The sequence below is a fragment of the Beduini massiliensis genome (assembly GCF_000829905.1).
GTDB classification, from domain to species: domain Bacteria; phylum Bacillota_I; class Bacilli_A; order Erysipelotrichales; family Coprobacillaceae; genus Beduini; species Beduini massiliensis.
Genome location: NZ_CDPP01000003.1, coordinates 185,817 through 207,937, shown reverse-complemented (window position 1 = coordinate 207,937; position 22,121 = coordinate 185,817). Strand labels below are relative to the sequence as shown.

At 39.9% G+C, this 22,121-nt stretch carries 18 protein-coding genes and 1 pseudogene; 8 read left to right on the top strand and 11 right to left on the bottom strand.

The genetic code is table 11. The annotated features are described in order from the left end of the window. Positions 1 to 51: 51 nt before the first annotated feature. The 4 genes from BN1225_RS02695 to BN1225_RS02680 all read right to left on the bottom strand — a co-directional run bounded on the left by BN1225_RS02695 (position 52) and on the right by BN1225_RS02680 (position 3,190). Positions 52 to 597: a P-loop nucleotide/nucleoside kinase family protein gene (locus BN1225_RS02695; protein ID WP_041138273.1), complete on the bottom strand. Its 546-nt coding sequence runs from the start codon at positions 595 to 597 to the stop codon at positions 52 to 54. A gap of 199 nt (positions 598 to 796) precedes the next feature. Beyond that, the gene (locus BN1225_RS02690) at positions 797 to 1,573 is read right to left on the bottom strand and encodes an ANT(9) family aminoglycoside nucleotidyltransferase (protein ID WP_002578722.1); all 777 of its coding nucleotides are present in this window, start codon (positions 1,571 to 1,573) and stop codon (positions 797 to 799) included. A gap of 24 nt (positions 1,574 to 1,597) precedes the next feature. Continuing rightward, positions 1,598 to 2,368: a nucleoside phosphorylase gene (locus BN1225_RS02685; protein WP_002578723.1), complete on the bottom strand. Its 771-nt coding sequence runs from the start codon at positions 2,366 to 2,368 to the stop codon at positions 1,598 to 1,600. A 24-nt stretch (positions 2,369 to 2,392) separates the two neighbouring features. Beyond that, entirely contained in the window at positions 2,393 to 3,190 is a 798-nt protein-coding gene (locus tag BN1225_RS02680; protein ID WP_041138272.1) for a helix-turn-helix domain-containing protein, read from the bottom strand. A gap of 338 nt (positions 3,191 to 3,528) precedes the next feature. On the opposite strand from BN1225_RS02680, the gene BN1225_RS02675 reads away from it, so the two are divergent. The 8 genes from BN1225_RS02675 (at position 3,529) to BN1225_RS02645 (ending at position 10,724) form a co-directional block, all read left to right on the top strand. Further along, positions 3,529 to 4,002, top strand: a complete 474-nt coding sequence (locus BN1225_RS02675; protein WP_455423228.1) for a cysteine-rich VLP domain-containing protein — start codon at positions 3,529 to 3,531, stop codon at positions 4,000 to 4,002. 50 nt (positions 4,003 to 4,052) lie between these two features. Then, positions 4,053 to 4,448, top strand: a complete 396-nt coding sequence (locus BN1225_RS14275; RefSeq protein WP_002588752.1) for a replication initiator protein A — start codon at positions 4,053 to 4,055, stop codon at positions 4,446 to 4,448. 183 nt (positions 4,449 to 4,631) lie between these two features. Beyond that, entirely contained in the window at positions 4,632 to 5,576 is a 945-nt protein-coding gene (gene mobV, locus BN1225_RS02670) for a MobV family relaxase (protein ID WP_002334814.1), read from the top strand. A gap of 72 nt (positions 5,577 to 5,648) precedes the next feature. Beyond that, positions 5,649 to 5,843 carry a hypothetical protein gene (locus tag BN1225_RS02665; protein WP_002334813.1) on the top strand — a complete coding sequence of 65 codons (195 nt, stop codon included), beginning with the start codon at positions 5,649 to 5,651 and terminating at the stop codon, positions 5,841 to 5,843. Positions 5,844 to 5,942: 99 nt separating this feature from the next. After that, the gene (locus tag BN1225_RS02660; protein ID WP_002334812.1) at positions 5,943 to 7,565 is read left to right on the top strand and encodes a recombinase family protein; all 1,623 of its coding nucleotides are present in this window, start codon (positions 5,943 to 5,945) and stop codon (positions 7,563 to 7,565) included. Between the two features lie 678 nt (positions 7,566 to 8,243). After that, complete coding sequence (locus tag BN1225_RS02655) at positions 8,244 to 9,152, top strand: ATP-binding cassette domain-containing protein (RefSeq protein ID WP_041138271.1); 909 nt, start codon at positions 8,244 to 8,246, stop codon at positions 9,150 to 9,152. Next, positions 9,145 to 9,894, top strand: coding sequence for an ABC transporter permease (locus BN1225_RS02650; protein ID WP_147585166.1), 750 nt, complete (start codon positions 9,145 to 9,147; stop codon positions 9,892 to 9,894). The genes BN1225_RS02655 and BN1225_RS02650 overlap by 8 nt, the downstream gene beginning before the upstream one ends. A 2-nt stretch (positions 9,895 to 9,896) precedes the next feature. Continuing rightward, positions 9,897 to 10,724 (top strand): undecaprenyl-diphosphate phosphatase, encoded by an 828-nt coding sequence (locus tag BN1225_RS02645; RefSeq protein ID WP_443984283.1) that lies wholly within the window; start codon positions 9,897 to 9,899, stop codon positions 10,722 to 10,724. A gap of 236 nt (positions 10,725 to 10,960) precedes the next feature. On the opposite strand, the gene BN1225_RS02640 is transcribed toward BN1225_RS02645, so the two are convergent. The 7 genes and pseudogenes from BN1225_RS02640 to BN1225_RS02615 all read right to left on the bottom strand — a co-directional run bounded on the left by BN1225_RS02640 (position 10,961) and on the right by BN1225_RS02615 (position 21,702). Next, complete coding sequence (locus BN1225_RS02640) at positions 10,961 to 11,998, bottom strand: serine hydrolase domain-containing protein (protein WP_052466272.1); 1,038 nt, start codon at positions 11,996 to 11,998, stop codon at positions 10,961 to 10,963. Further along, positions 11,998 to 14,334 (bottom strand): excinuclease ABC subunit UvrA, encoded by a 2,337-nt coding sequence (locus tag BN1225_RS02635; protein WP_041138268.1) that lies wholly within the window; start codon positions 14,332 to 14,334, stop codon positions 11,998 to 12,000. The genes BN1225_RS02640 and BN1225_RS02635 overlap by 1 nt, the downstream gene beginning before the upstream one ends. A 49-nt stretch (positions 14,335 to 14,383) precedes the next feature. Next, complete coding sequence (locus tag BN1225_RS02630; protein ID WP_041138267.1) at positions 14,384 to 15,313, bottom strand: AraC family transcriptional regulator; 930 nt, start codon at positions 15,311 to 15,313, stop codon at positions 14,384 to 14,386. Between the two features lie 140 nt (positions 15,314 to 15,453). Beyond that, a complete protein-coding gene (locus tag BN1225_RS02625; RefSeq protein WP_041138480.1) occupies positions 15,454 to 18,177 on the bottom strand; it encodes a sensor domain-containing diguanylate cyclase in 2,724 nt (907 codons plus the stop codon). A 441-nt stretch (positions 18,178 to 18,618) separates the two neighbouring features. Continuing rightward, positions 18,619 to 18,806: pseudogene (locus BN1225_RS14695) on the bottom strand (tyrosine-type recombinase/integrase); the annotation flags it as partial. Further along, positions 18,749 to 18,958, bottom strand: a complete 210-nt coding sequence (locus BN1225_RS15140; protein ID WP_041138266.1) for an integrase DNA-binding domain-containing protein — start codon at positions 18,956 to 18,958, stop codon at positions 18,749 to 18,751. The pseudogene BN1225_RS14695 and the gene BN1225_RS15140, both read right to left, overlap by 58 nt. A 521-nt stretch (positions 18,959 to 19,479) precedes the next feature. Continuing rightward, on the bottom strand, positions 19,480 to 21,702 hold the full coding sequence (locus BN1225_RS02615) for a hypothetical protein (protein ID WP_147585164.1): 2,223 nt from the start codon (positions 21,700 to 21,702) through the stop codon (positions 19,480 to 19,482). Positions 21,703 to 22,121: the final 419 nt, after the last annotated feature.

Below are 22,121 nucleotides of genomic sequence, written 5' to 3'. Positions count from 1 at the left end.
ACCGTTGACTGGCTCGGCTGGCTTTGCTATCTTCCTGACAAATGGGAATGTCTAAGATAGTAAAGACGTCCCACATGCAACTCTTTCTTTTATTGCGGAAACCGTATCTTTAATTGTGAATGTAGTTGTGTCTATGACATTTGATTCATATACTCCCAAACCGGAAAATTGCTCCCACATTGTTTCCACTAATTCAATATTTGTTTTTCTATCTAATTTTGAGCGTTCCACAGCTCGCTTCATAGTTTCTTTTTTACTCGCTCTTAATACAATATAGTGTACCTCGTAATCTTCTTGGGCAAGAGCTTTCCATGGCTCCAAAAACCATGGCCCGACAATTCCATCTACAATTACATCATATCCGCCGCGGGCATAGCGCTTTGCAGCTTCTAAAAAGGCTTCAATGACAACTAAATTTTGTTCGTTGGACTCTGGTAAATGCGGCGGTATTGCTCCTTTGCTTAAATAATGAAAAAAGTCGTCTGTGTGCATATGCACAGATTTATCCATGTTCGATTCTTTTGCGACAATCGACGCAGTTGTTGTCTTTCCTGTTCCCGGCGAACCTGTAATCACAATAATTCTTCCTTGATTCATCTACATTCTCCCTCGCAATTCAGATTTACCGCTCTCTTTCTGGTTTTGGAGCGTTTCTTCTCTCAAGATTGAAATGGGCGGGAAGCCATTTTAGGGCTTTCCCGCCTTGATTGCCCATCAGCAAAGACGGGCGGGACTGTCAACGGCGGCGCATTTATGCGCCGTTCATCTTGACCGTTGATTGGCCCCGCTAACTTTGCTACTCTGTTCTAAGTAATTCCTCAATTTGTTTTTTCATATATTCTACAAGTGCCATCGCTTCCTTTTCTACTGTCTCCCATTCATCAGACAAATTTCCCAAATAAGCTTCCTTTGCCGTTGTTAGCAGGGGGGGGAATCTCTCCGGCAATTTTAAAATTACCCATTTTGCGGCAACATCTTTTGTCGTGATTTCTTCTGTTACTAAAGTAAACCACATTCGTGATAAGGTTAATAACACATTTCTTTCATCACCCTTAAAGCTGGAAATCAAACCAGGTAAAGAAAACCGAATTGCTTTTTTAATTTCGTGAAATGGGATAGCGGGAATAAGCTCTTTGCTTTCCGCCCCCTTCAAAGTTATGCTATTTTTTCTTGCTTGCCATAATAAAATCATTATATCTGGGTCATTGCAGGCTTGCGGATATTCTCCTGCTTCCATCTCTCCCCTTAGCCATTCACCATACATATACTGACATTTTGGCGGAAATTGCAACGGAACAATATCAGATTGATTGATAATAGTTACCTCTAAAGGTCTTTTTTCAATACAGCCTACGGAGCCAGAAATTTTCAATAATTGCTTTGTTAGATCTGCTCTGATTGAATTACTCAATTCTTGTTTAGTAATTATCAGTATATCTATATCACTATCTGGACGCAGCCCATTCATTGTTGCTGAACCATATAAATATATCCCCAATATTTGACCTTGTAATATGGTTTCTGCTATTGAAATAACTTGATTTACTTGTTGTGGAAATTCATTTATATTCATTGTAACTCCTATATGTATTTATTTTTACTCCTCAACAACTGATAAAACAGCGTCTAAGGCTAATTCTAAGGCTATGGATATACTTGTTTTTCCCCATTCTCTTTCTTGGTATTTATGAGGGTCTGCAAGAGTATCGGCTGAAAAAAGCAGCATAGCCCATGTAACTTTTCTAAATTTTGCACACGCCGCCAATGCGGAACATTCCATTTCTACTACTTGACATCCCTCTTCTTTCCGATACTGAACCATTTCTACTGTTTCTCGATAAAAACCGTCTGTTGTCCATGTTTTAACTTCCCAATATGGTATATTCTTTTGGCTTAAAGCAGATTCAATCGCATTTATACCAGCCTTTGAAATCTCTACTTCTCGGGAGGGAGGAAGATAATGGTAAGATGTTCCCTCATCTCTCAATGCAGAAACAGGTATCAAAAATCTATTTTCCGGGATGTCTTCCAATACGCCGCAGGAGCCGACGGAAATAATCTTTGTTACACCCCCTGCAATTAAATATTCTAAAACTTGGACGGCAGCAGCACTTCCCACAGGAGCCGGACATAGACATATTTTCTCCTGATTATAAAGACATTCATAAATAGGATATCGTCTTGTTGCACTTTCAAATTCATCTATCTGTATTCCATCATGGGTATGTGCATAATTTTCAACCTCGTCTCCTAAAAAAGCAAACACTGCTTTTGCAGGAAAACATTTTTTCCCATTTCCCGGCTGAAAAACAGCTTTTGATGCGGTATCGTACTCTAAAACAGGGTAGTCATGCTTTACTAATGGCATATTATTATCTCGAATAACAGGCTATTATTCTATTCCTTTCATCATCTTTTTTGCCAACTGCTTGAACAGGTCGGCAGTTTCTTCATCCATCGGCGTAAGCTGTCCGATCTGTCCGGCAACCATCGCCGCTACATCGTCAATGGAAAGCGGGTTTTGCTTCTGTTCCGCCAGTGCGTCCCGCATGGCTTGGAACATAGCGGCGGTCACAGCTTCTCCCGGCTGTTCCCCGTTGTCAATGTCTTTCTTAATGTCCCGCAGGATAGCCAGGAACACATTTTTGATTTTTTCAATCTCCGCTTCATGTTCCCCTATCTTTTGGGCGTTCAAAAGCTGTAAATCCTGCTTCGCTTCTGCCCGGTGTTCCGGGTGTTCTTTCATCAGGTCGGACAGGGAAGCCGTTGCCATCTCGATAAGCTGGTTTCTTGCTGTTATGCCCTTTGCCGCCGTATCCTGAAAATAAATCCGTATCAAATCTATCAGCTTAGGAAAATTCCTGTGTTCCAACAGGCGGTTGAGGATTTGCACATCAACAGCACCCGTCACAAGCCCCCTCACGGCTCCCTCGGACAAGCCTAATTCAGAAATATCGTAGCTTTTACGAACGCTCACGGTAGACAAGCCCAGTATGTAGTCTGTCGATACCTTAAATTCCTTTGCCACACCTATGAGAATATCACTGCTGACCGTTCTTGTTTCGCCGCTGACAATGCGGCTCAACTGGGAAGCGGAAACGCCTATCTTCTCCGCAAGTTCCTTTTGTGTGATGTGGTTCCCGTTGCATAAATCGGAAATCCGCTGTCCGGGCGTTCCGGGTAAAGCCATAGATACGCACCTCCTCCGCATACTTCCATTATACAGAATGATTGCAAAAATGCAATGTCCAAAGTGTAAACTTCATCAAAATGCAATTCTCGCAATATTCCGGGAATTGCATTTTTTTCGTGTAGACTTAGGGTAGTTCATCGATGGACGGCACCTTGAAAACAGAATGACCGTCCGAAAAGGAATACCCCGGCTGGGGAAGCACCGCAAGGAGTCGGACTTCGGGACAAAATGTCCCGAAGTTGCGAGGAGCGTGCCAACGCCGGAACACGCCGCAGGAATGGGGCAGGAAACCTTTTCGGGGAGAACGGCAACGGAAAGCAAAATGGAGGGAACGCATGAGAGATAACCCCTATAAAGACTTGCCGCCGCTGGAACGCAGGCCGGACGGTTCCCTTTACCGCATGACCCCGGCGCAGAGAAAACAGGCGGCCAGCCTGATACGCCGGGAGTGCTGTTGCTGTGAGGACGGCAACTGCATTGTCCTTGACGATGGGGACACCTGCACCTGTCCGCAGACGATTTCTTTCTCGGTCTGCTGTAAGTGGTTCCGCTGGGCGGTCTTGCCGCTGGACGGGACGCTGGAAGCGGAGATTTTCCGGGATAAGGACTTGAAACGCTGTGAGGTCTGCGGCGGTGTGTTCGTCCCCAAATCCAACCGGGCAAATACTGCCCCGGCTGTGCCGCCAGAGTTCACAGGCGGCAGAAAACAGAAAGTGAACGGAAAAGGAGGTCTGCTGTGGACAGTTAGGAGCGAAAAAAGCCTTGATTTATCAGGCTTCGCAAGCCCCAAACCGGGGCTGGTGGTATAAAGTATCGCCCGCCCCGGAAAACGGGCTTCTAACCGTCCACAAAACGCACTATGACAAATACCATCTATATCCATCAGCCGGAAAAGGCGTTCAGCTTCACCCGGCTCCCGAATTTCCTCTTTGAAGCCCCCACATTCAAGCCCTTGTCCAACGAGGCAAAGGTTCTGTACGCCTTTATCCTGCGCCGGACAGAGTTATCCCGCAAGAATGGGTGGGCGGATGATTGCGGACGGATTTATCTGTACTATCCCATCTGCGAGGTGGTTGACCTGCTCCACTGTGGGCGGCAGAAAGCGGTAAACACCCTGCGGGAACTGCAATACGCCGGGCTGGTGGAGATCCAGAAGCAGGGCTGTGGAAAACCCAACCGCATTTTCCCAAAATCCTATGAAGCGGTTCCAAACACCGACTTCAAGAAATCCGGTTCTGGTACGCCGGAGGGCTGAAAACCGTACTTATGAAGTGAGGAAATCACTCCCCGGAAGTACGAAAACCGGACGGTATATAGAAATACAAAGATTAAAAAGATTTATTTATATTCTATCCATTCCAATCCTATCCGAGCTAATTTCTGCGGGATTTTCCCTGTGGAAAACCCCGGATAGGAAAGGAATGGGGAAAGGAGCAGAATGGCACAACACGCAATTTTGCGGTTTGAGAAGCACAAGGGCAACCCGGCAAGGCCGCTGGAAGCCCATCACGAAAGACAGAAAGAACAATACGCCAGCAACCCCGACATTGACACAAGCCGGAGCAAGTACAACTTTCATATCGTCAAGCCAGAGGGCAGGTACTATCATTTCATTCAAAACCGCATTGAACAGGCCGGGTGCCGAACCCGCAAGGACAGCACACGGTTTGTCGATACGCTGGTAACTGCCAGCCCGGAGTTTTTCAAGGGGAAATCCCCAAAGGAGATACAGGCGTTTTTCCAGAGGGCGGCGGACTTCCTCATTGGCCGGGTAGGACGGGAAAATATCGTGTCGGCGGTGGTACACATGGACGAGAAAACGCCCCACCTGCATTTGACCTTTGTTCCGCTGACAAAGGACAACCGCCTGTGTGCAAAGGAGATTATCGGCAACCGGGCAAACCTGACGAAGTGGCAGGACGATTTTCACGCCTATATGGTGGAGAAATATCCTGACTTGGAGCGTGGGGAGAGCGCCAGCAGGACAGGCCGGAAGCATATCCCCACCCGGCTTTTCAAACAGGCGGTTTCCCTCTCCCGGCAGGCAAGAGCCATTGAAGCCACACTGGACGGCATTAACCCGCTGAACGCCGGAAAGAAAAAAGAGGAAGCCCTCTCCATGCTGAAAAAGTGGTTCCCGCAGATGGAGAATTTCTCCGGGCAGTTGAAAAAGTACAAGGTCACAATCAATGACCTGCTGGCGGAGAATGAGAAGTTGGAAGCAAGGGCAAAGGCCAGCGAAAAAGGAAAGATGAAAGATACGATGGAACGGGCAAAGCTGAAAAGCGAACTGGACAATTTACAGCGGCTGGTTGACCGTATCCCGCCGGATATACTGGCGGAACTGAAACGTCAGCAGCGGCACACGGTAAAGGAAAGGTGATAGATATAAGCAGAAATTTTCGCCGCCTCTGTGCGGCATTGTACCTTGAAAACTGAATATGGAGGACACTGGATGGCAAAAAGTGAAAGCGATATTTTTACACCCCGAACAGGGCAGGTTATACAAGCAGAGAACGGCACGCAGTATTTTGTATGTGGGAACAACCGTATAAAAATCTCCGAACACTTCGCCGCAGGCGGGAAGCCCCTCGGTGATCTGATTGTAGATGTGGTGCGGCATACCGCAGAAAAAGCCGCTTCAACCTGATAGCCCATCATTGATAACACGCCCACGCTTATGATATAATTGCCATAGAGCAAAAGTATTGTAAGCGTGGGTTGTTTCTTTAGAAGGAGGATTTTTACGGTGAAACAACCTTACAATACTACGATTTACAACACGGCGCTTTATATGAGATTGAGCCGGGACGATGAACTGCAAGGAGAAAGCGGGAGTATTCAGACACAACGCATGATGCTCCGGCAATATGCCGCCGAGCATGGCCTGAATGTCATAGATGAATATATCGACGATGGATGGTCTGGAACGAACTTTGACAGGCCGGATTTTCAGAGAATGATTGATGACATTGAGGACGGGAAAATCAACTGCGTTGTTACGAAGGATTTATCCCGCTTAGGCAGAAACTACATTCTGACCGGCCAGTACACGGAAATCTACTTTCCCAGCAAAGGCGTCCGCTATATCGCTGTCAATGACAATGTGGACACCATCAACGGAGAGAATGAGCTTGCCCCATTCCTCAACATTCTGAATGAAATGCACGCCCGCCAGACCAGCAAAAAGGTAAAGGCGGCCATGCGGACACGGTTCGCAAATGGCGCACACTATGGAGCCTATGCTCCGCTTGGCTATGTCAAAGACCCAGATAAGAAAGGCCATCTTCTGATTGACCCGGAAACAAGGTGGATTATCGAAAAGATTTTTGACCTTGCCGTTCATGGCCGGGGAGCCGCCAGCATTACACGGATTTTGGTCGAAGAAAAAGTACCTACTCCCGGCTGGCTGAATTTCCAGAGATACGGCACTTTCGCAAATATCTATGCCGGAGCGCCGGAGGAAAAAGCCTATGCGTGGACGATAGCGCAGGTGAAAAGTATTCTGAAAGAGGAAACCTATATCGGACACAGCGTCCACAATAAGCAGACCAACATTTCATTCAAAAACAAGAAGAAAGTACGCAAGCCAAAAGAGGAATGGTATCGTGTGGAGAACACCCACGAAGCGATTATTTCCGAAGATGTGTTCCGTCAAGTACAGGAGCAGATTTGCAACAGGCGCAGACGGCAGAAGAACGGCACAACACAGATATTTTCCGGGCTGGTAAAATGTGCGGACTGCGGCTGGTCGCTGGCCTATGGTATGAACAGCCAGAACAAAAATCCCTATGCCCACTACCATTGTAGCAAGTACGGGCAAGGATTGCACCAGTGTTCCATGCACTATATCCGCTATGATGTGCTTTACGCCTATGTCCTTTCCCGTCTGCAATACTGGTCTGTGCTGGCACAGCAGGATGGGGACAAACTTCTGAAACGGCTACTTAACGCCAGCGACAAGGAACGCAATACTGCAAGGAAGCGGCAGACAGCCGAACTGAAAAAGGCGGAAAAGCGCAAAGCAGAAGTAGACACCCTGTTTGCAAAAATGTATGAGGACTGGTCTGCCGGACGCATTACAGAATACAATTTCAATATGCTGTCCGAAAAGTATCAGGGCGAACAGCGAGAATTGGACGTAAAAATTGAACGGCTTCACGAAGCGATGGAGACCGCCGCCCAGACAGCGGTTGACGCTGAAAAGTGGATAGGTCTGATGAAACAGTATGTCAATCCCACAGAATTGACGGCTGAACTTCTGAATACGCTGATTGAAAAAATCCTTGTCCATGAAGCGGTCAAAAGTGAGGACGGAAGCCGGGAACAGGAAGTGGAAATCTTCTACCGCTTTATCGGCAAAATCGAATGACACATCTTGAGATACCCAACAATATCTTTAACTAAGGGAAACGGGCAAAGGCTATCCGAATATCGAATCTTTAAAAAGTATCTCTAAACTTTTCTCTGTATCCATTGATGAACTCTTATCGGGTGAAGAACTGATTGTCTTAGCTGAAAATGAGAATGGAAAAAATATTAACCGTTTATTAAATTTCATCTATGGGGTCTTAGATCTTCTTTGTTTATCTTTCATTTTTTTACCTTTATATGGTCAAAAGGAAGTTGACTTTATTCAATCGGTATCATTACTAGCTTACCACGATGCTTCTCTTGTTATTCGTACTATCTATTTTACTCTCCTTGTCGCCCTATTTGTTTTTGGGATCATTGAGCTTCTTATGCGCCATTTCAATGATGAAAAGGGATTGAAAAAAGTAAAATTGATTTCAATCTTTATACATGGATCAGCCGTTATTTTCTTTGCGATTAGCTTACAGCCATATGTCAACGTCATGTTGTTCATGCTTTTTATCATTAAAATATATCTCTTAATTAAATATAAAAACAGTTGATATTATCAATAGAATTTATGCTCTGACACGTTTCGTGTCGGAGTTTTTTTATAATGTGACAATTCGTTTCTTGAGATTCATAAAGAATAAAACAATAATAATCATGCAAACATTATTGCAGAAAGGAATCCATTATGACAAACCTTATAGAAACTTACCAATTAAGCAAAGCATATCCCCATACAACAGTAGTTGATCGTGTAAACCTTCATATTCCTCAAGGAAAAATCTATGGCTTACTTGGAAGAAATGGAGCAGGAAAAACAACATTAATGAAAATACTGCTTCAATTAGTTAAACCTACCAGCGGACATTTCAATTTATTTAATGAAACACCAAAAAAAGAACATTACCGCAGAATCGGGTCTTTAATTGAATCTCCGGGATTTTATGATAATTTAACCGCTTATGAGAATTTACATTTACTGCAATGTTATCAAGGAAATCAAGATAATCAAAAGATATATGAAGCATTAAAAACGGTTAACTTGCATCATGAAACAAAAAAGGTATTTTCGGATTATTCATTGGGAATGAAACAGCGTTTAGGAATTGCTGCCGCTATTTTCCACCAGCCGCAACTGCTTATTTTAGATGAACCAACCAATGGCTTAGATCCTATTGGTATCTCACAAATACGTTCCCTATTAGTCAAATTATGTCATGAAAATAAAATGACCATTTTAATATCCAGTCATATTCTTAGCGAAATAGAACATATTGCCGATATAATCGGTATAATCCATCATGGTCGTCTGATTGAAGAGATCCCCATCGATGAACTAAAACAAAAACAGCGTTGTTATTTATCTTTTGATGTCAATAATCCTCAACACGCACTCGAGTTTCTTCTTCAATATGAACCTACGCTTCATTATCGGCTGGAAGCACAATCATTTAAACTTTATGGCTGTAAGCAGCGAAGTGATGTCTATAATCGATTGTTGATAGAAAATCATATTGCTGTTCATCAGTTACGAATTGAAAAAGAAGATTTAGAAAACTATTTTTCTGATTTAATAGGAGGGAATGACATTGGCTAGATTTATTTTTTGTGAATGGCTGAAACTAAAACGTTCCAAAATTGTTTTATTTAGTGCAGTCAGTGTATGTACAACACCTTTTATGCTGTTTATTGAAGCACTGCAAACCCACTTTGAACATCCCGAGCAATCGTTTACCTTAGCTGATATTTACAGTAACGGCTTGTTGTATGGGATGCTACTGATCAATATGATGATCTATGTTGCGATTACCGCTTACTTATTCAGCCGAGAATATACACAGCGAACACTGAAAACAATTCTGCCCATTCCAATCTCACGTTCTTCCTTTTTAACGAGCAAGTTTTTAGTTCAATTTATATGGATAATGATATTGATGGGAATAACTTGGATGGGGATCTTTCTTTTATTCGGATTATATCACATAATGATCGGATTAGATGGATTTCAAATCACCATTGCTTTTGTTTGGCTTATTAAAATGCTGTTGGGTGGAATCTTCATGTTTATCACTTTAAGTCCTTTTGCTTATCTTTCTTTAAAAAGCAAAGGCATTGTAGTTCCTGTAATCGTTTCAGCTGTGATTGTGATGGGAAATGCAGCTTTATCCAATCAAGATCTAGGTGCTCTATATCCATGGACCGGAACCTATTTTATAATGATGAAAAAAACTTTATCCACTAACTATCCCATTTGGCTTAGTTTAACCATTATTATTTTAATTGCCATGATTGGCTTTATATGCACATATACTTATTTTAAGAAGGAGGATTTAAAATGATAATCAATTTAATCGAAGTCCTTAAAGTCATTTTACTGGGAATCATCGAAGGGATCACCGAATGGCTTCCAATCAGCAGTACCGGTCATATGCTTTTAGTCGATCAGTTTATTACTTTAAATGTAAGTGACCATTATAAAGAAATGTTTTTTATTGTCATCCAGCTTGGAGCAGTATTAGCTGTTGTTGTATTATTTTATAAAAAAATGATACCTTTTCAATTTGCCGATAAGCAAGCACCAATGATTAAAACTGATATTATCTCTCTATGGCTGAAAGTTGTGGTTGCTTGCATTCCCGGTGCAATTGTAACGCTTTTATTTGATGACTACATCGAGGCACATTTTCATACCCCTATCGTTATCGCCTGTGCCTTAATTTTTTATGGAATAGCCTTTATCTTTATTGAAACTTGGAATAAAAAACGTACACCTATTGTTCATGAACTTTCTGATATTACGTATACAACGGCTTTTATGATCGGGCTATTTCAAGTTTTATCCATTATTCCCGGTACATCTCGTTCCGGCTCAACCATCGTCGGTGGTCTATTGATCGGTGTTTCAAGAGTAGCAGTCGCAGAATTCACTTTCTTTCTGGCAGTACCTGTAATGTTTGGACTAAGTTTTATTAAAATGTTGAAATTTGGCTTTATCTTTACCACTGCCGAATTGACATTGCTGCTCATCGGAATGGTTGTTGCTTTTGTTGTGTCTTTAATTGTTATTCGCTTTTTAATGAACTATATTAAAAAGCATGATTTCAAGGTCTTTGGGTGGTATCGCATTATTTTAGGTATCATTGTTTTATTGTATTTTATATTTCTTTAAAAAACTACCGGTTATGCCGGTAGTTTTGCATTCATCGTCTTACGACACTGTTCCTTACTAAATTTAAGTTTTCTAAAAATAATCTGGTATTTGCTTATGCTGACTTACTCCTTCTTAAAAATGCTTCAAAAGTCAACACAAATTATTATCCTGCTTATTACCAAAACATTCTTAAATTATGCAATGATCCCTATTTTCAGAAAAAAAGCTGTCCTCTCAACAAGAACAGCTTTTACTTAAAGAATAGCCGGTAATATATAATCCACAATAAGATCCCAACGGTCATGTGCCTTACGCATATTCTTTGATGTTACCGCTACGACAATTTCTTTTTCTGGAATACAACAAATCATATTTCCGCCATCTCCCAATGCCATATAAGCAAAAAGTTTTTCTGAACGATAGATACACCATAAATAGCCATAATGAGTAAATGAAACATTTATTTCTTTTTCCAACGGAATCCCTATAGTGGATGCTTGGATCCAGTCTTTTGATACAATCTGCTGATGATTATATATTCCTCCATTTATATAAAGAACACCAAACTTTGCCAAATCTCGGGTTGTCAGTTTAAGACCCCAGCCACCGGTAGAATAACCCATTGGATCTTTTGCCCAACCTTTCAGCTGTTTTCCAAACAAACCCTCATAATCAAATGTTTGGTCCGGATTATCTTCAATCGGCTTTATATCAAGCGGTTTAAACAAATATTCATTAGCAAATTCTCTGGCACTTTTACCCGTGCTTTTAGTTAAGATAACTGATAAAAGATGAGCACTGCAGTTAGCATATTTGAATGCACCGATGTTTCCGTTTTTACCTAATAAATCAAGAGAAAATTTGATCCAGTCTTTTCGTCTGACCATTTTTTCCATCGGCTCCTGCATCGGTTTAAAAAGATAGGGAGCTCTCATCGTCAGCAAATCGCGAATCGTCACTGCCTTTTTTTGTATTTCTGAAGGATGACAGATATAATCAGGAAAGAAATCCAATACTTTCTGATCAAGGCTTTTTATATTCCCCTGCTCAATGGCAATACCGATTAAAGCAGAAAGAATGCTTTTTGTAACTGAGGCGATATGGAACGTATCCTCTTTTTGATAGCCGTTGTAATAACGTTCAAAGACCATTTTATTAGCCCTTATCACAATCATTCCGTTTAAGTTTTTATACAATACCGGAATAGCTTTGTCCATTTCGATTAATTTTTCTTTACACATACCAACCATACTTGGATCGATTTTCTCGAAAGATAATGCCATCTGTTTCATTAGAGATACCTCCCTGTCACTGAACTTTCAATTTTCTTAATCTCTTTGGGAGTTCCCTTGGCAATAATATAGCCACCTGTTGTTCCTCCGTTAGGTCCTAATTCAATCAGATAGTCACAGATTTTTAACACATCGGTATCATGTTCAATCACAATAACAGAATTGCCTTGTTTCACAAGCTGATCTAATAGTTCAATCAATTTAGCGATATCATATTGACTAAGCCCTGTCGTAGGTTCATCAAGGATGTACAGAATATTCCCTTTTCTTTTTCTGCCTATTTCTTTTGCCAGTTTGATTCGCTGTGATTCCCCACCGCTTAGTGTTGGTGTTGGTTGTCCTAATTGGATATAGCCCATTCCAATCTGCTGCAGAATCTTTAATGGATTTAATATAGCTGAGTGATCACAAAAGAATGCAATCGCCTCATCAACACTCATCTCAAGCACCTCGGCAATTGATTTTCCTTTATAATGAACGGAAAGTGTTTCTTGATTAAATCGTTTTCCTAAGCATTTGGGACAGGTTTTATTAATGCTGAGATGCTCTCCTAACCATATTTTTTCATATCCACTCCCCTTACATTTGCCACAGCCACCCTTTGAATTGAATGAAAAATAGCCTTCATGCATCCCTTGAGCAACAGCTTCCTCCTGTTTGGCATACAATGCCCTAATTTTATCCCAAATGCCAATGTAGGAAGCGGGATTTGAATTGCTGTTGCGGCCAATCGGAGCTTGGGATATTTCCGCATATCCGGCGATTGCTTCCACGCCTATTAAACCATCTGCTTTTGCCTTTACTGTTGTCTTAGTCCTAATACCGTCTTGATATCCATATTTAAAATGTGTTCGCAGTAAAGGAAGCAATGTATCAAAGATCAATGAGCTTTTCCCGCTTCCGGATTTCCCGGCAATGCCCACAAGCGCATGTAAAGGTATTCCCACAGAGATATTCTTAAGGTTATTCGTTTTGGCGTTGGATATCGTCAGAAATGAGGTTTTATCAATTATCGGTCGAAACTTTCTAATGGGCAGTTTCTTTTTACCTGATAAATAGTTCCCGGTAACAGAATCAGAAGATTTCAATAAACCGGCGACATCCCCTTGATAAACAATCTGCCCGCCTAAACGCCCGGCAAAGGGACCGATATCAATAATGTGATCTGCCTGTTGGATTGTATTTTTATCATGTTCAACAACGATAACTGTGTTGCCAATCTCCTTTAACTGTTGAATGGAAGCAATGATTTCTTCTTTTTCAGAAGCATGAAGTCCGGCTGTCGGCTCATCTAAAACATAAATTAGAGAATCCATTTTACTATCCAAATGAGAATTTAAAAATAGTCTCTGCAGCTCTCCGCCGCTTAATGAAGATAATTCCCGATAAAGCGTTAAATAGCCCAGTTTAGCACTCATTAAATGCTTTAATTTAATAAGGATATCTTGAATCAAGTTACTTCCAAGCGGACTGTAACTTTCTGTTTCAAGGGTCTCTAAAAGAAACGTATGGAGGTCAGAAACAGGCATCAGACATAATTCTCCAATGTGTTTTCCATGAATAAAAACACTTCTTGCCTCTATACCGATACGATAACCGTGACACTCAACACATGGCTGCAGTGCATAAAAATCCTGAACAGCTTCACCTTTGCGCTGACGATTTTCAAAAGCTTTCATTAAACAATAACTGCTTTTTCCTAACTCAAAACGCCCATAGATGACCTCTTCTTTTACTTCACTAGGCAATGAAACAAAGGGCATATCAAAATAAGCTTCAAACCGTTTCTTTAAAATATTCATATATCCCGGCGTTACTTTTGATTGAATAAAAACTTCTTTTAATGTCATCTTATCATCGCTGACAAGCTGCTCGAGATTGATTTCATAATGGGCACCTTTTCCTGAACAATGAAGACACATTCCACTAGCTGAATTATAGGAAAAGAAGCTCGGTCCAAAATGTTCATCCTCATCATAATCCTCATTTTTCACTTTCCCTTCGCTGGAATATAAAAGTGTCAGCATATGCAGGATTCCGGTTCGTGTCCCAATAGTAGAACGTGGATTACTTTGACGAATCGTATTTTGATGAACGGCAATTGTGGGACCGATCCCTTCAATTGAATCAAATTTATAAGATTCTTCTAAGTTAGTCAGCATGCCTAAAGACTGCAGATATTGTTTACGTCCTTCCTCGAAAATAATATCAAAAACTAAACTGGATTTTCCTGATCCACTGACTCCTGTTGCCACAATTAATTTGTTTTTAGGCAAGGTTACATCTATATTTTTCAAATTATGGAGATGTGCCCCTTTAATCTTTATTTCTTTCATTTCATCACCTCATCATTAAATTCACGATCTAATCAGAGATGGAAAACAGCTAAGATAAAACGATGGGTTCTACCGGCAAATAAATATCTACTAAATGCATATTATTAGGATCGACGGAGTGATCATTCATATACATTTCAAATGGACAACTGTCACACGGTACATAACCGCTTGTTGTCAGCCATTCTTCATAAATATAATCCCATGCTGCACTGTAATGATCCTGTTCAATGTAAAAATGTCCTACAAGATATTGCCCTGCAGGCAGCTCCATCACTCCTAGACCACAATTTTCATCTACCTTGACATCCTCTGCAATCGTCACCGCGATACTGGTCTTGAAATAATCCGGTTCCGTAAATTCAGGATGATCATGATAAACAGATAACACTTTTGTTTTTTCATCCAATAAATGCTGTTCTTGAGCAATCTTGAATAAGCGATTCAATAAAGCAGAAAACTGCTCTGCAAGCTCTCCATAGTTTCCGGTAAAACGAACATAAGCGACCCTCATCTTTTCTACTTTTACGATTTCTACTTGTCCTCTCACCTTTTCTTTAGATACGCTTTTTCCCATGTCTGATACACTTTGATTGTATCTGGAAATATTATATTGGTCTTTGCAATTCTTGCGATAATTTTTACGATAATCATTAGGACTGATCTTGTACATTTGTTTAAAGCTTCTTGAAAAAACAGCTGAATCCGTGAATCCCAAATGATAAGCAATATCGGTAATACTCATATCATCACGTTGTCCCAAAAGATGGGTTGCTTTTTCCAACTTAAAACGATGGACATACTGAGATAAAGATTCATGAGTTACTGCTTTAAAAATGCGATGAAAATGGTATTTAGAAAATCCGGCAACGTGTGCAAGTTCTGCCAGTGTAAAAGACTCAAAAGGATGAGCTTCAATATAGTCCTGAACTTTATTAATACGATGCTGATATTCACTTTTACTTTTATAATGTTCCATATCGTTTCTCCTTTATATGAATATTGACTTACTATTCTCATTCATTATACTTAATCTATTTTAATACCTCAATGAGAGTGCCCTATAACAAATAAAACTGCCTATTTATATCGGGCAGTTTCATTGACAATCGTACATTATTATTTAGTATTTAGATAACGCCATTCATACTGTTTCATAGGGATCGGCTTACTAAAAAGGAACCCCTGCACGGTTTTAACCCCACAGTTTTTTAAAACTTCAAACTGTTCTTCATTTTCTACTCCTTCTGCAATCAGATGAATCCCTCTTTTATTGCACACGCCTACCATAGCTTCTACAATCGATTGTGCATAAGTATTCGACACAATATCTTTAACAAAACCTTGATCTATCTTTAAAATATCAAATTGGGCCGTTGCCAATAGTGCGAGATTTGAACTTTCAGCCCCAAAATCATCGACTGAAACTAAGAATCCGGCTTCTCTGATTTGATTGATTTGATCTGTTAACCCTTTACAATTCGATGAACAGGTACTTTCTGTAATCTCTACTTCTAAATATTGTTTGGAAATCCCATATTTTTGAATGATCGTTTCCAATTTTTCCAGCAAGTTTTCTTCCATAAATGTAATACGTGAAAAGTTACTTGATATTGGAAACAGTTGTTTTCCTTGCTTTTGCCACGTCTGTAATTGAGCACAGATTGTTTCAAAAACATAAAAATCTATTTTACTGATTTGATACGTATTTTCTAACACGGGAATAAAACGATCCGGTGGCTGAATCATTCCATCATCATCTAAATAGCGAACTAAAGCTTCTGCACCTACTAAAGCATGTGTCTCAACATCAAGCTTTGCCTGTAAGTATACTTGGAACTTTTTATTGGCAATTTTATCTTTGAGTAAAGACGGATCAGACAAATAATCCAGCACATCATTTTGATGACGATAACGTCCTGTTTCAAGATGACGGTGATAAAACTCTTTTTTATCGGTATACATAAATTCATCTGCCTGATTAATGATTTTTTGAATATGATGACAGTTGTTTTCCCATTTATAACCAATCGCAGCAGTGCATTCCTCATGAGATAAATTATTTTTTAACCCGTAAAGGTGTTCCTTAAACGATTCTTCTTCTATTCCCAAACAGATAATAATAAACTCATCACCGCCAATGCGATAAAAAGATCCGTTTATAATACTCTTTTGAATTATTTTTGCACATTTTTTCAATAGGGCATCTCCGGCATCATGTCCAAATCGATCATTGATTTCTTTTAATCCATTTACATCTAAATAAATAACCCCCACAGATTCTTCTTTTTCTTTCAGCCGGTTAATATCTTGGATATAGCGATTTCGATTATAAAAAGAAGTCAGCGTATCTACATAGCTTAAGTGATACAGTGCTTTTTCATCTTCTTCTCTTCGCATTGCCAGCATAATGTAATAGCGAAGCGTTTCTAAAAATGTGACCGCATTTTCCATAAGTTTATGCTCAGGGTTATCTAATCCAATGCAGCCGTCTAACTGTCCATCACGTTCCAATGGCACCATAATCACATTTTGAATTCCCTGCTGTGCAAGAAATGCATATTCATAGGACATCTCTTTAATATCATTTAGATCATGAATCACTATATTCTGTTGATGATCAAACATATTCAGCCAGATTTGGAATTCTGATTTAGGCAGGTTTTGCAGGTGTTCTATCTGGGGTTCAATTTCCTCTTGACACCACTCTGCAATATTGGATATAGCCTCTCCATGAAAAGAGAAAATGTAAGCACGATCGGCTGAAAACAATTCACCGATTCTTTTTAATACATGCGACGATGCATCCAGCATATCCTGATTACGATAAAATTCCCGAATACATTCAACAAGAACATTATCTCGTTCTAATCTATTTTTCAATTCATTTTTTTCATTAGCTGCATCCGTGATATCAAAAGCGATCTCCATTCTTGCCGGACGTCCATTCCATTCCATGAGACGATCCTTTAATAAATAATGGCGATGCGTAATTAAATTAGTATGCTCCCACGTATACGTTTCTCCCTCTTTTAAATGTTGGGTAGTGCAAAACGGACAAGGCGCATCTAATCCCTGCAATGCCTTATAACATTTTAAATGCGCATCATCTGTAATATGAAAGGTCTTTTTCCCCATTTCATTGGCAAATAAGAGTTCATTTGTTTCGATATCAGAGACATATAATAATTCGGTAATCTCATTCATAGGAACTAATAATTCCTGAAATCGCTGTGAAAGCTGCTCTCCTTTTTTGCGATTTTCTTCTTCCGCGGCATTCAGCTGAATACGACGTTTTTCTTGCATAAAAGCATACACGGTACATAACCCTGCCAATAAGATAAAAATACCATTCATATAAAATAATTGGTTCCGTGCATTCATTACCACTTTTTCAGTATAAACTTCAGCGGCCATAACCGTTTCATCTGCCAAATTAAAAAAGTCTTCACTTAAATTAAATAAACGCTCACCTGATGTTTCCTGCTGGCGATATAATGCAATCTCCGTTTTTATTTCTTCCCATTCTGTCTGCATTTGCAAAAGCAAAGATTGAAATTCCTCTGCATTAAGTTTAATTAAATTCAATTCTTTACTGCCTTCATCAAGCCCAACTAAAATATCATCAATACGTTCCATTAAACTATCATCGGGATTATAATTCAGTTCCTTTTTGATTAATCTTTGAGTAGCTCCACGAACGATTCCGGTATAATTAATAATGCGTGCATTTCCTTGCAAATTATTGATTGATTGAACCGACAGTATTCCACTTAATATTAAGGCAATACATAAAACAAACGGAACTGCTGCAACTCGCATTTTCGACAATTTTCTTTTCACCAAAATCACTCTCCTATTACTGATAAATCCCTTGATTTTTTAAAACAATCAGATGTAATCCCATTATACCATTTTTCTTAACTAATTTATGTTTTACTTTCTAAATAAATGAATTTCTAATGGCTACTATAAATAAATAGAAACTTGTTATTATATACCCTATCAATTAGAAGATAAAATGGCCACCTTTTTCTTATCATAAAAAGTATAAGTAAGAATAAGAATGGTAAAATTGATTCTGTTTCTTTAACGATAAGAAGTATAATAAGATTAATTAACCTTAAAATAGGTTTCTGATTATCTTTTCATAAATTCGTATATGTCCGCAAAGTTTTATTCTACAGAATTTACGGGCATTTTTACTATCGGTAGATACTTCACGTTTCTTTTCATAAATTCTCATGTTTTATCTTTGGAAAGTAGTAAATAAGTGGTAAATTATTACGCTATCAGATTTACCATTTCAGTCTTTACACCATCCAGTGACACATGGCGTTTAGATTCAGCGTAATATTGATATTAGAATGACCCATGATATACTGCAAGCGCATTGGGTTCATGTTCTTATTCGCTAAATGGCTACAGAACATGTGGCACAGGATATGTGGTGTGATGTTTGGCGTAAAGTTAGCAAAGCGTTTATATCATCCTTTAGGTCTTTGCGTATCTCTGCTTCTTTTTCCCGTAGTGACACACAGTCACGTTTTCCTTTCAGCAATCTGTCCGCGGCGGCCAATTTCCATGAATACACGGATTGCTGTTCCCCAAAAGTATCTGCCATCTGTTCTCTTCTCTCTTATGCAGACTGCCCTTTTATATATAGAAAAAATTTTATGAATGATATTTCTGTAGAGTCTATTGCTGCTCAGTGTAACATACATCGCAATCATTTACTCAAGCTTTTTAAGGATATCCTGGGACAAGGTCACAAGAGTATCTAATCAAATCTCAAAAGCCGCGCAGCTAATTATTACCACTGAACTTTCCATAAATGAAATCGGTAATGTTGTAGTCTATAGTAATCAGTTACACTCTTCCCCTACATTTAAAGGAGTATATGGTTCTTCACCAAAACATTTCCGTAATAACAATAAATAAATCACTGCTTATCATTGGGAATTTTTTACTGTAAGCTAAAGCTGCTAAAGAAAGAGTGCCGGAAATTCAATGTTTCCGGCACTTTGCTCTCTCTAACCACCTCAAGCTTATGGGAGGTCACACCAATATACCTCCTTAGAATCTATGCTGATATTAATTATACATAGTTTTCAAATGATTACCTTTTATTTCTTAGCTTTTTTCTTATAAAACAAAACACCCCACCACGCCTATTACAGCAATTGATGCAACAAGAGTGCTAAAGTACAGACTAACAGGAGCCGTATCACCAGACTTCACATTCCCATTTTTTGTATTTCCACCTGCAGGATTTCCTAATGAATCCAAACCGGACTGTTTATCCGTTTGCTTGTCCACATCGGTGCCGGGCTGACTGTTTGTTCCTCCCGACGGTTCAGTTGTTTCGGGATGACTGTCTATTCCTCCCGATGGATCAGTTGTTTCGGGCTGCTTCTCCTGTTTTGTTAAGGTAACTGGTATCTTATATAGATTTAAATCTCCAATAGAAACCTCCATTTCTGCCTTGTACGTCCCAGCGTTCATCCCCTCTTTTAATCCAACTGCCACATTCTTCTGGTCTCCGGCCGCAATGTTCATCATCATTGAACGACTGGCCTTTTCCAATATCTGCATCTTGTCCCCATCCTGCCCGGATAGTTGGTAATTGACATAGGGCAAATCTACAGTTCCCTTATTCTGCAATCCCAGTTCCACCTGCGGCGTAGTTCCCTGGGAAGCCAATTCATTTTTATCCAAATGAAGAATCAATTCATTCTCAAATGCCTTTCCGTCGATATCATACTGATAGATCCTGTTTGCAATCTTCACAAGAACAGCGGAGATGTCCTCCTGCACATAGAGTACAGGGATATCTGACATAAAAAAATATTTAAAAATATCATAGTCGACATTTTTTTCACTGAGATCTACTGTATGCCAGTTTTCTCCCTGATTTGCGGAGAAAATCACCTCTTTTAAAGCCGGGAATGGATAATCTCCATGTGACATCAGCAGTGGGAGAGTGATATCCGTCTCCTTTAACGTCTGATTGTCCGAATCTTTTAAAACTTCGTTAAATCCGTTTTGAACACCAAAGATGGAATAATTTAAAGTCGGCAGCACGGAATTGCTGATATTTTGAAAGTGCACTAAACTTTCATTAAAAACAGCAGAATCTGCCACTTTTAAACTATCCGCATAGATGACTGCCTGATCAGTGACTATTTGCCTGGCAGTCAGTGTATCCCCGACGAGAAAAACCCCTGATGTTTCTACTTTTACCTGATCAGCTGTGACGTATCCATCGACCTCCACTACACCCACCTTTAATATACTATTTTTTCCCAAATCAATATCTCCATATATAATTGAGCGGGCTGCTGTGTCCAGTTTCAGCACAACATCACCTTGACTCTCAATGGTATTTGCTTTATAACCCGGCATTCTTTGCAAAACATCACCATCCAGGACAATCTCAACCTCTACCCCCTCACCAATCTCGACCAATGGCTGTTCTTTATAGCCATCGTCTCCATAAAGAATTTTCCATGAATCCAATGTTGTCCCATCTGAAATGGCCAATTTCTTTTGCAAAAGAGTGACTGCCTGTCTATTCGGCTGTTCGACCTGGATTGTACCGTCCACATTTTTAGAAATCTTTAACGCTCCATTCTTTAATGAAAATGAAGGAGTATCCAAATTAGGCTTCACGAATACAGGTGTCATACAACTGTCAAAATCCGCACTGCTGGAATCTACAAACGCATTTGCATGGAAATCATAGTCATAACTTTCATTGTCCTTCGACAGTGCAGAGATACGAACCTGGTATGTCTGCGTTTGATCCGTTCGGTTCATCAGAGCTTTTAAACTGGCTTTCCACTGATTATCATTTACACGTTTAAATGTTGCCTGTGACGTCACATTGCTTTTTGGAATTTCCATGATAGCCATTAAAGTTCCGTTTTGAAAAGCCTCCATTTGTGTTCCGGTTAACGTAATCGTAAATATTTCTTCTGACTCTACCTCTCCTTTTATATCTACAGTCATACTCTCCACCTGAGGAACCTTATTCTTTACAATAGCTGCCGAATGATTCAGCTTAAACTCCCTGCCATTCACATTGTCAGACACTGCTATTTGTACAGTTTTGTTCATAGGCTCTTCCGGAATCTCATCATAATAAGCTGGCTTACTTATATTAGAATTATCCGCCCCAGACATGACATTCTTGTTTGACTCTTGAATGTTTACATTATTTAAGTGGAGCGTTGGCTGGTCTAATATAACAGTTGTATTCTGTTCCTCGCTTGTTCCGGTAATACTGACTGTCTCATTGGTATTTGTCAAATTCACCGAATCCGTGGAAACATCATAACTGACTGAAGCAATATTAGCAGCCTGCACCTGGTATGCCCCGGTCTGGATCCAGCCCCAACCCAGACATATACATAATAACAATATCTTATTTATTCTTCTCTTTTTTATCATCTCTGTCCCTTTCTACTTTTGAGAAAATACTTCCCTTTGTAACATAATGCATATCTGTTCTCCCATTTATCATTTCATGGCAATAACAATCATCCTCACAAACCGTTCAGATATATTTATATAAATAACATGTACTATATTAAAAAGCAATATTTTTTTACCGAACCGCTGGTCTTCCGCTTAGGAGCAGCACTGCAGGGGCTAAACAGTTCCCTTATAAGTTTAAATAATCCCTATATTTACTCACTTTTCACAAGGTTAAGGTGTTATCTCGTACCTCCGCTTCCTTGCTGGTTTTAAGGTATTTTAAACGCTCCTTTTTGCAGGTGATTAGC

Coding starts and splice junctions, on each gene's coding strand:
- BN1225_RS02695 (WP_041138273.1), bottom strand. CDS start 597: ATGAATCAAGGAAGAATTATTGTGATTACAGGTTCGCCGGGAACAGGA.
- BN1225_RS02690 (WP_002578722.1), bottom strand. CDS start 1,573: ATGAATATAAATGAATTTCCACAACAAGTAAATCAAGTTATTTCAATA.
- BN1225_RS02685 (WP_002578723.1), bottom strand. CDS start 2,368: ATGCCATTAGTAAAGCATGACTACCCTGTTTTAGAGTACGATACCGCA.
- BN1225_RS02680 (WP_041138272.1), bottom strand. CDS start 3,190: ATGGCTTTACCCGGAACGCCCGGACAGCGGATTTCCGATTTATGCAAC.
- BN1225_RS02675 (WP_455423228.1), top strand. CDS start 3,529: ATGAGAGATAACCCCTATAAAGACTTGCCGCCGCTGGAACGCAGGCCG.
- BN1225_RS14275 (WP_002588752.1), top strand. CDS start 4,053: ATGACAAATACCATCTATATCCATCAGCCGGAAAAGGCGTTCAGCTTC.
- mobV (WP_002334814.1), top strand. CDS start 4,632: ATGGCACAACACGCAATTTTGCGGTTTGAGAAGCACAAGGGCAACCCG.
- BN1225_RS02665 (WP_002334813.1), top strand. CDS start 5,649: ATGGCAAAAAGTGAAAGCGATATTTTTACACCCCGAACAGGGCAGGTT.
- BN1225_RS02655 (WP_041138271.1), top strand. CDS start 8,244: ATGACAAACCTTATAGAAACTTACCAATTAAGCAAAGCATATCCCCAT.
- BN1225_RS02640 (WP_052466272.1), bottom strand. CDS start 11,998: ATGAAACAGATGGCATTATCTTTCGAGAAAATCGATCCAAGTATGGTT.
- BN1225_RS02635 (WP_041138268.1), bottom strand. CDS start 14,334: ATGAAAGAAATAAAGATTAAAGGGGCACATCTCCATAATTTGAAAAAT.
- BN1225_RS02630 (WP_041138267.1), bottom strand. CDS start 15,313: ATGGAACATTATAAAAGTAAAAGTGAATATCAGCATCGTATTAATAAA.
- BN1225_RS15140 (WP_041138266.1), bottom strand. CDS start 18,958: ATGGCAGATACTTTTGGGGAACAGCAATCCGTGTATTCATGGAAATTG.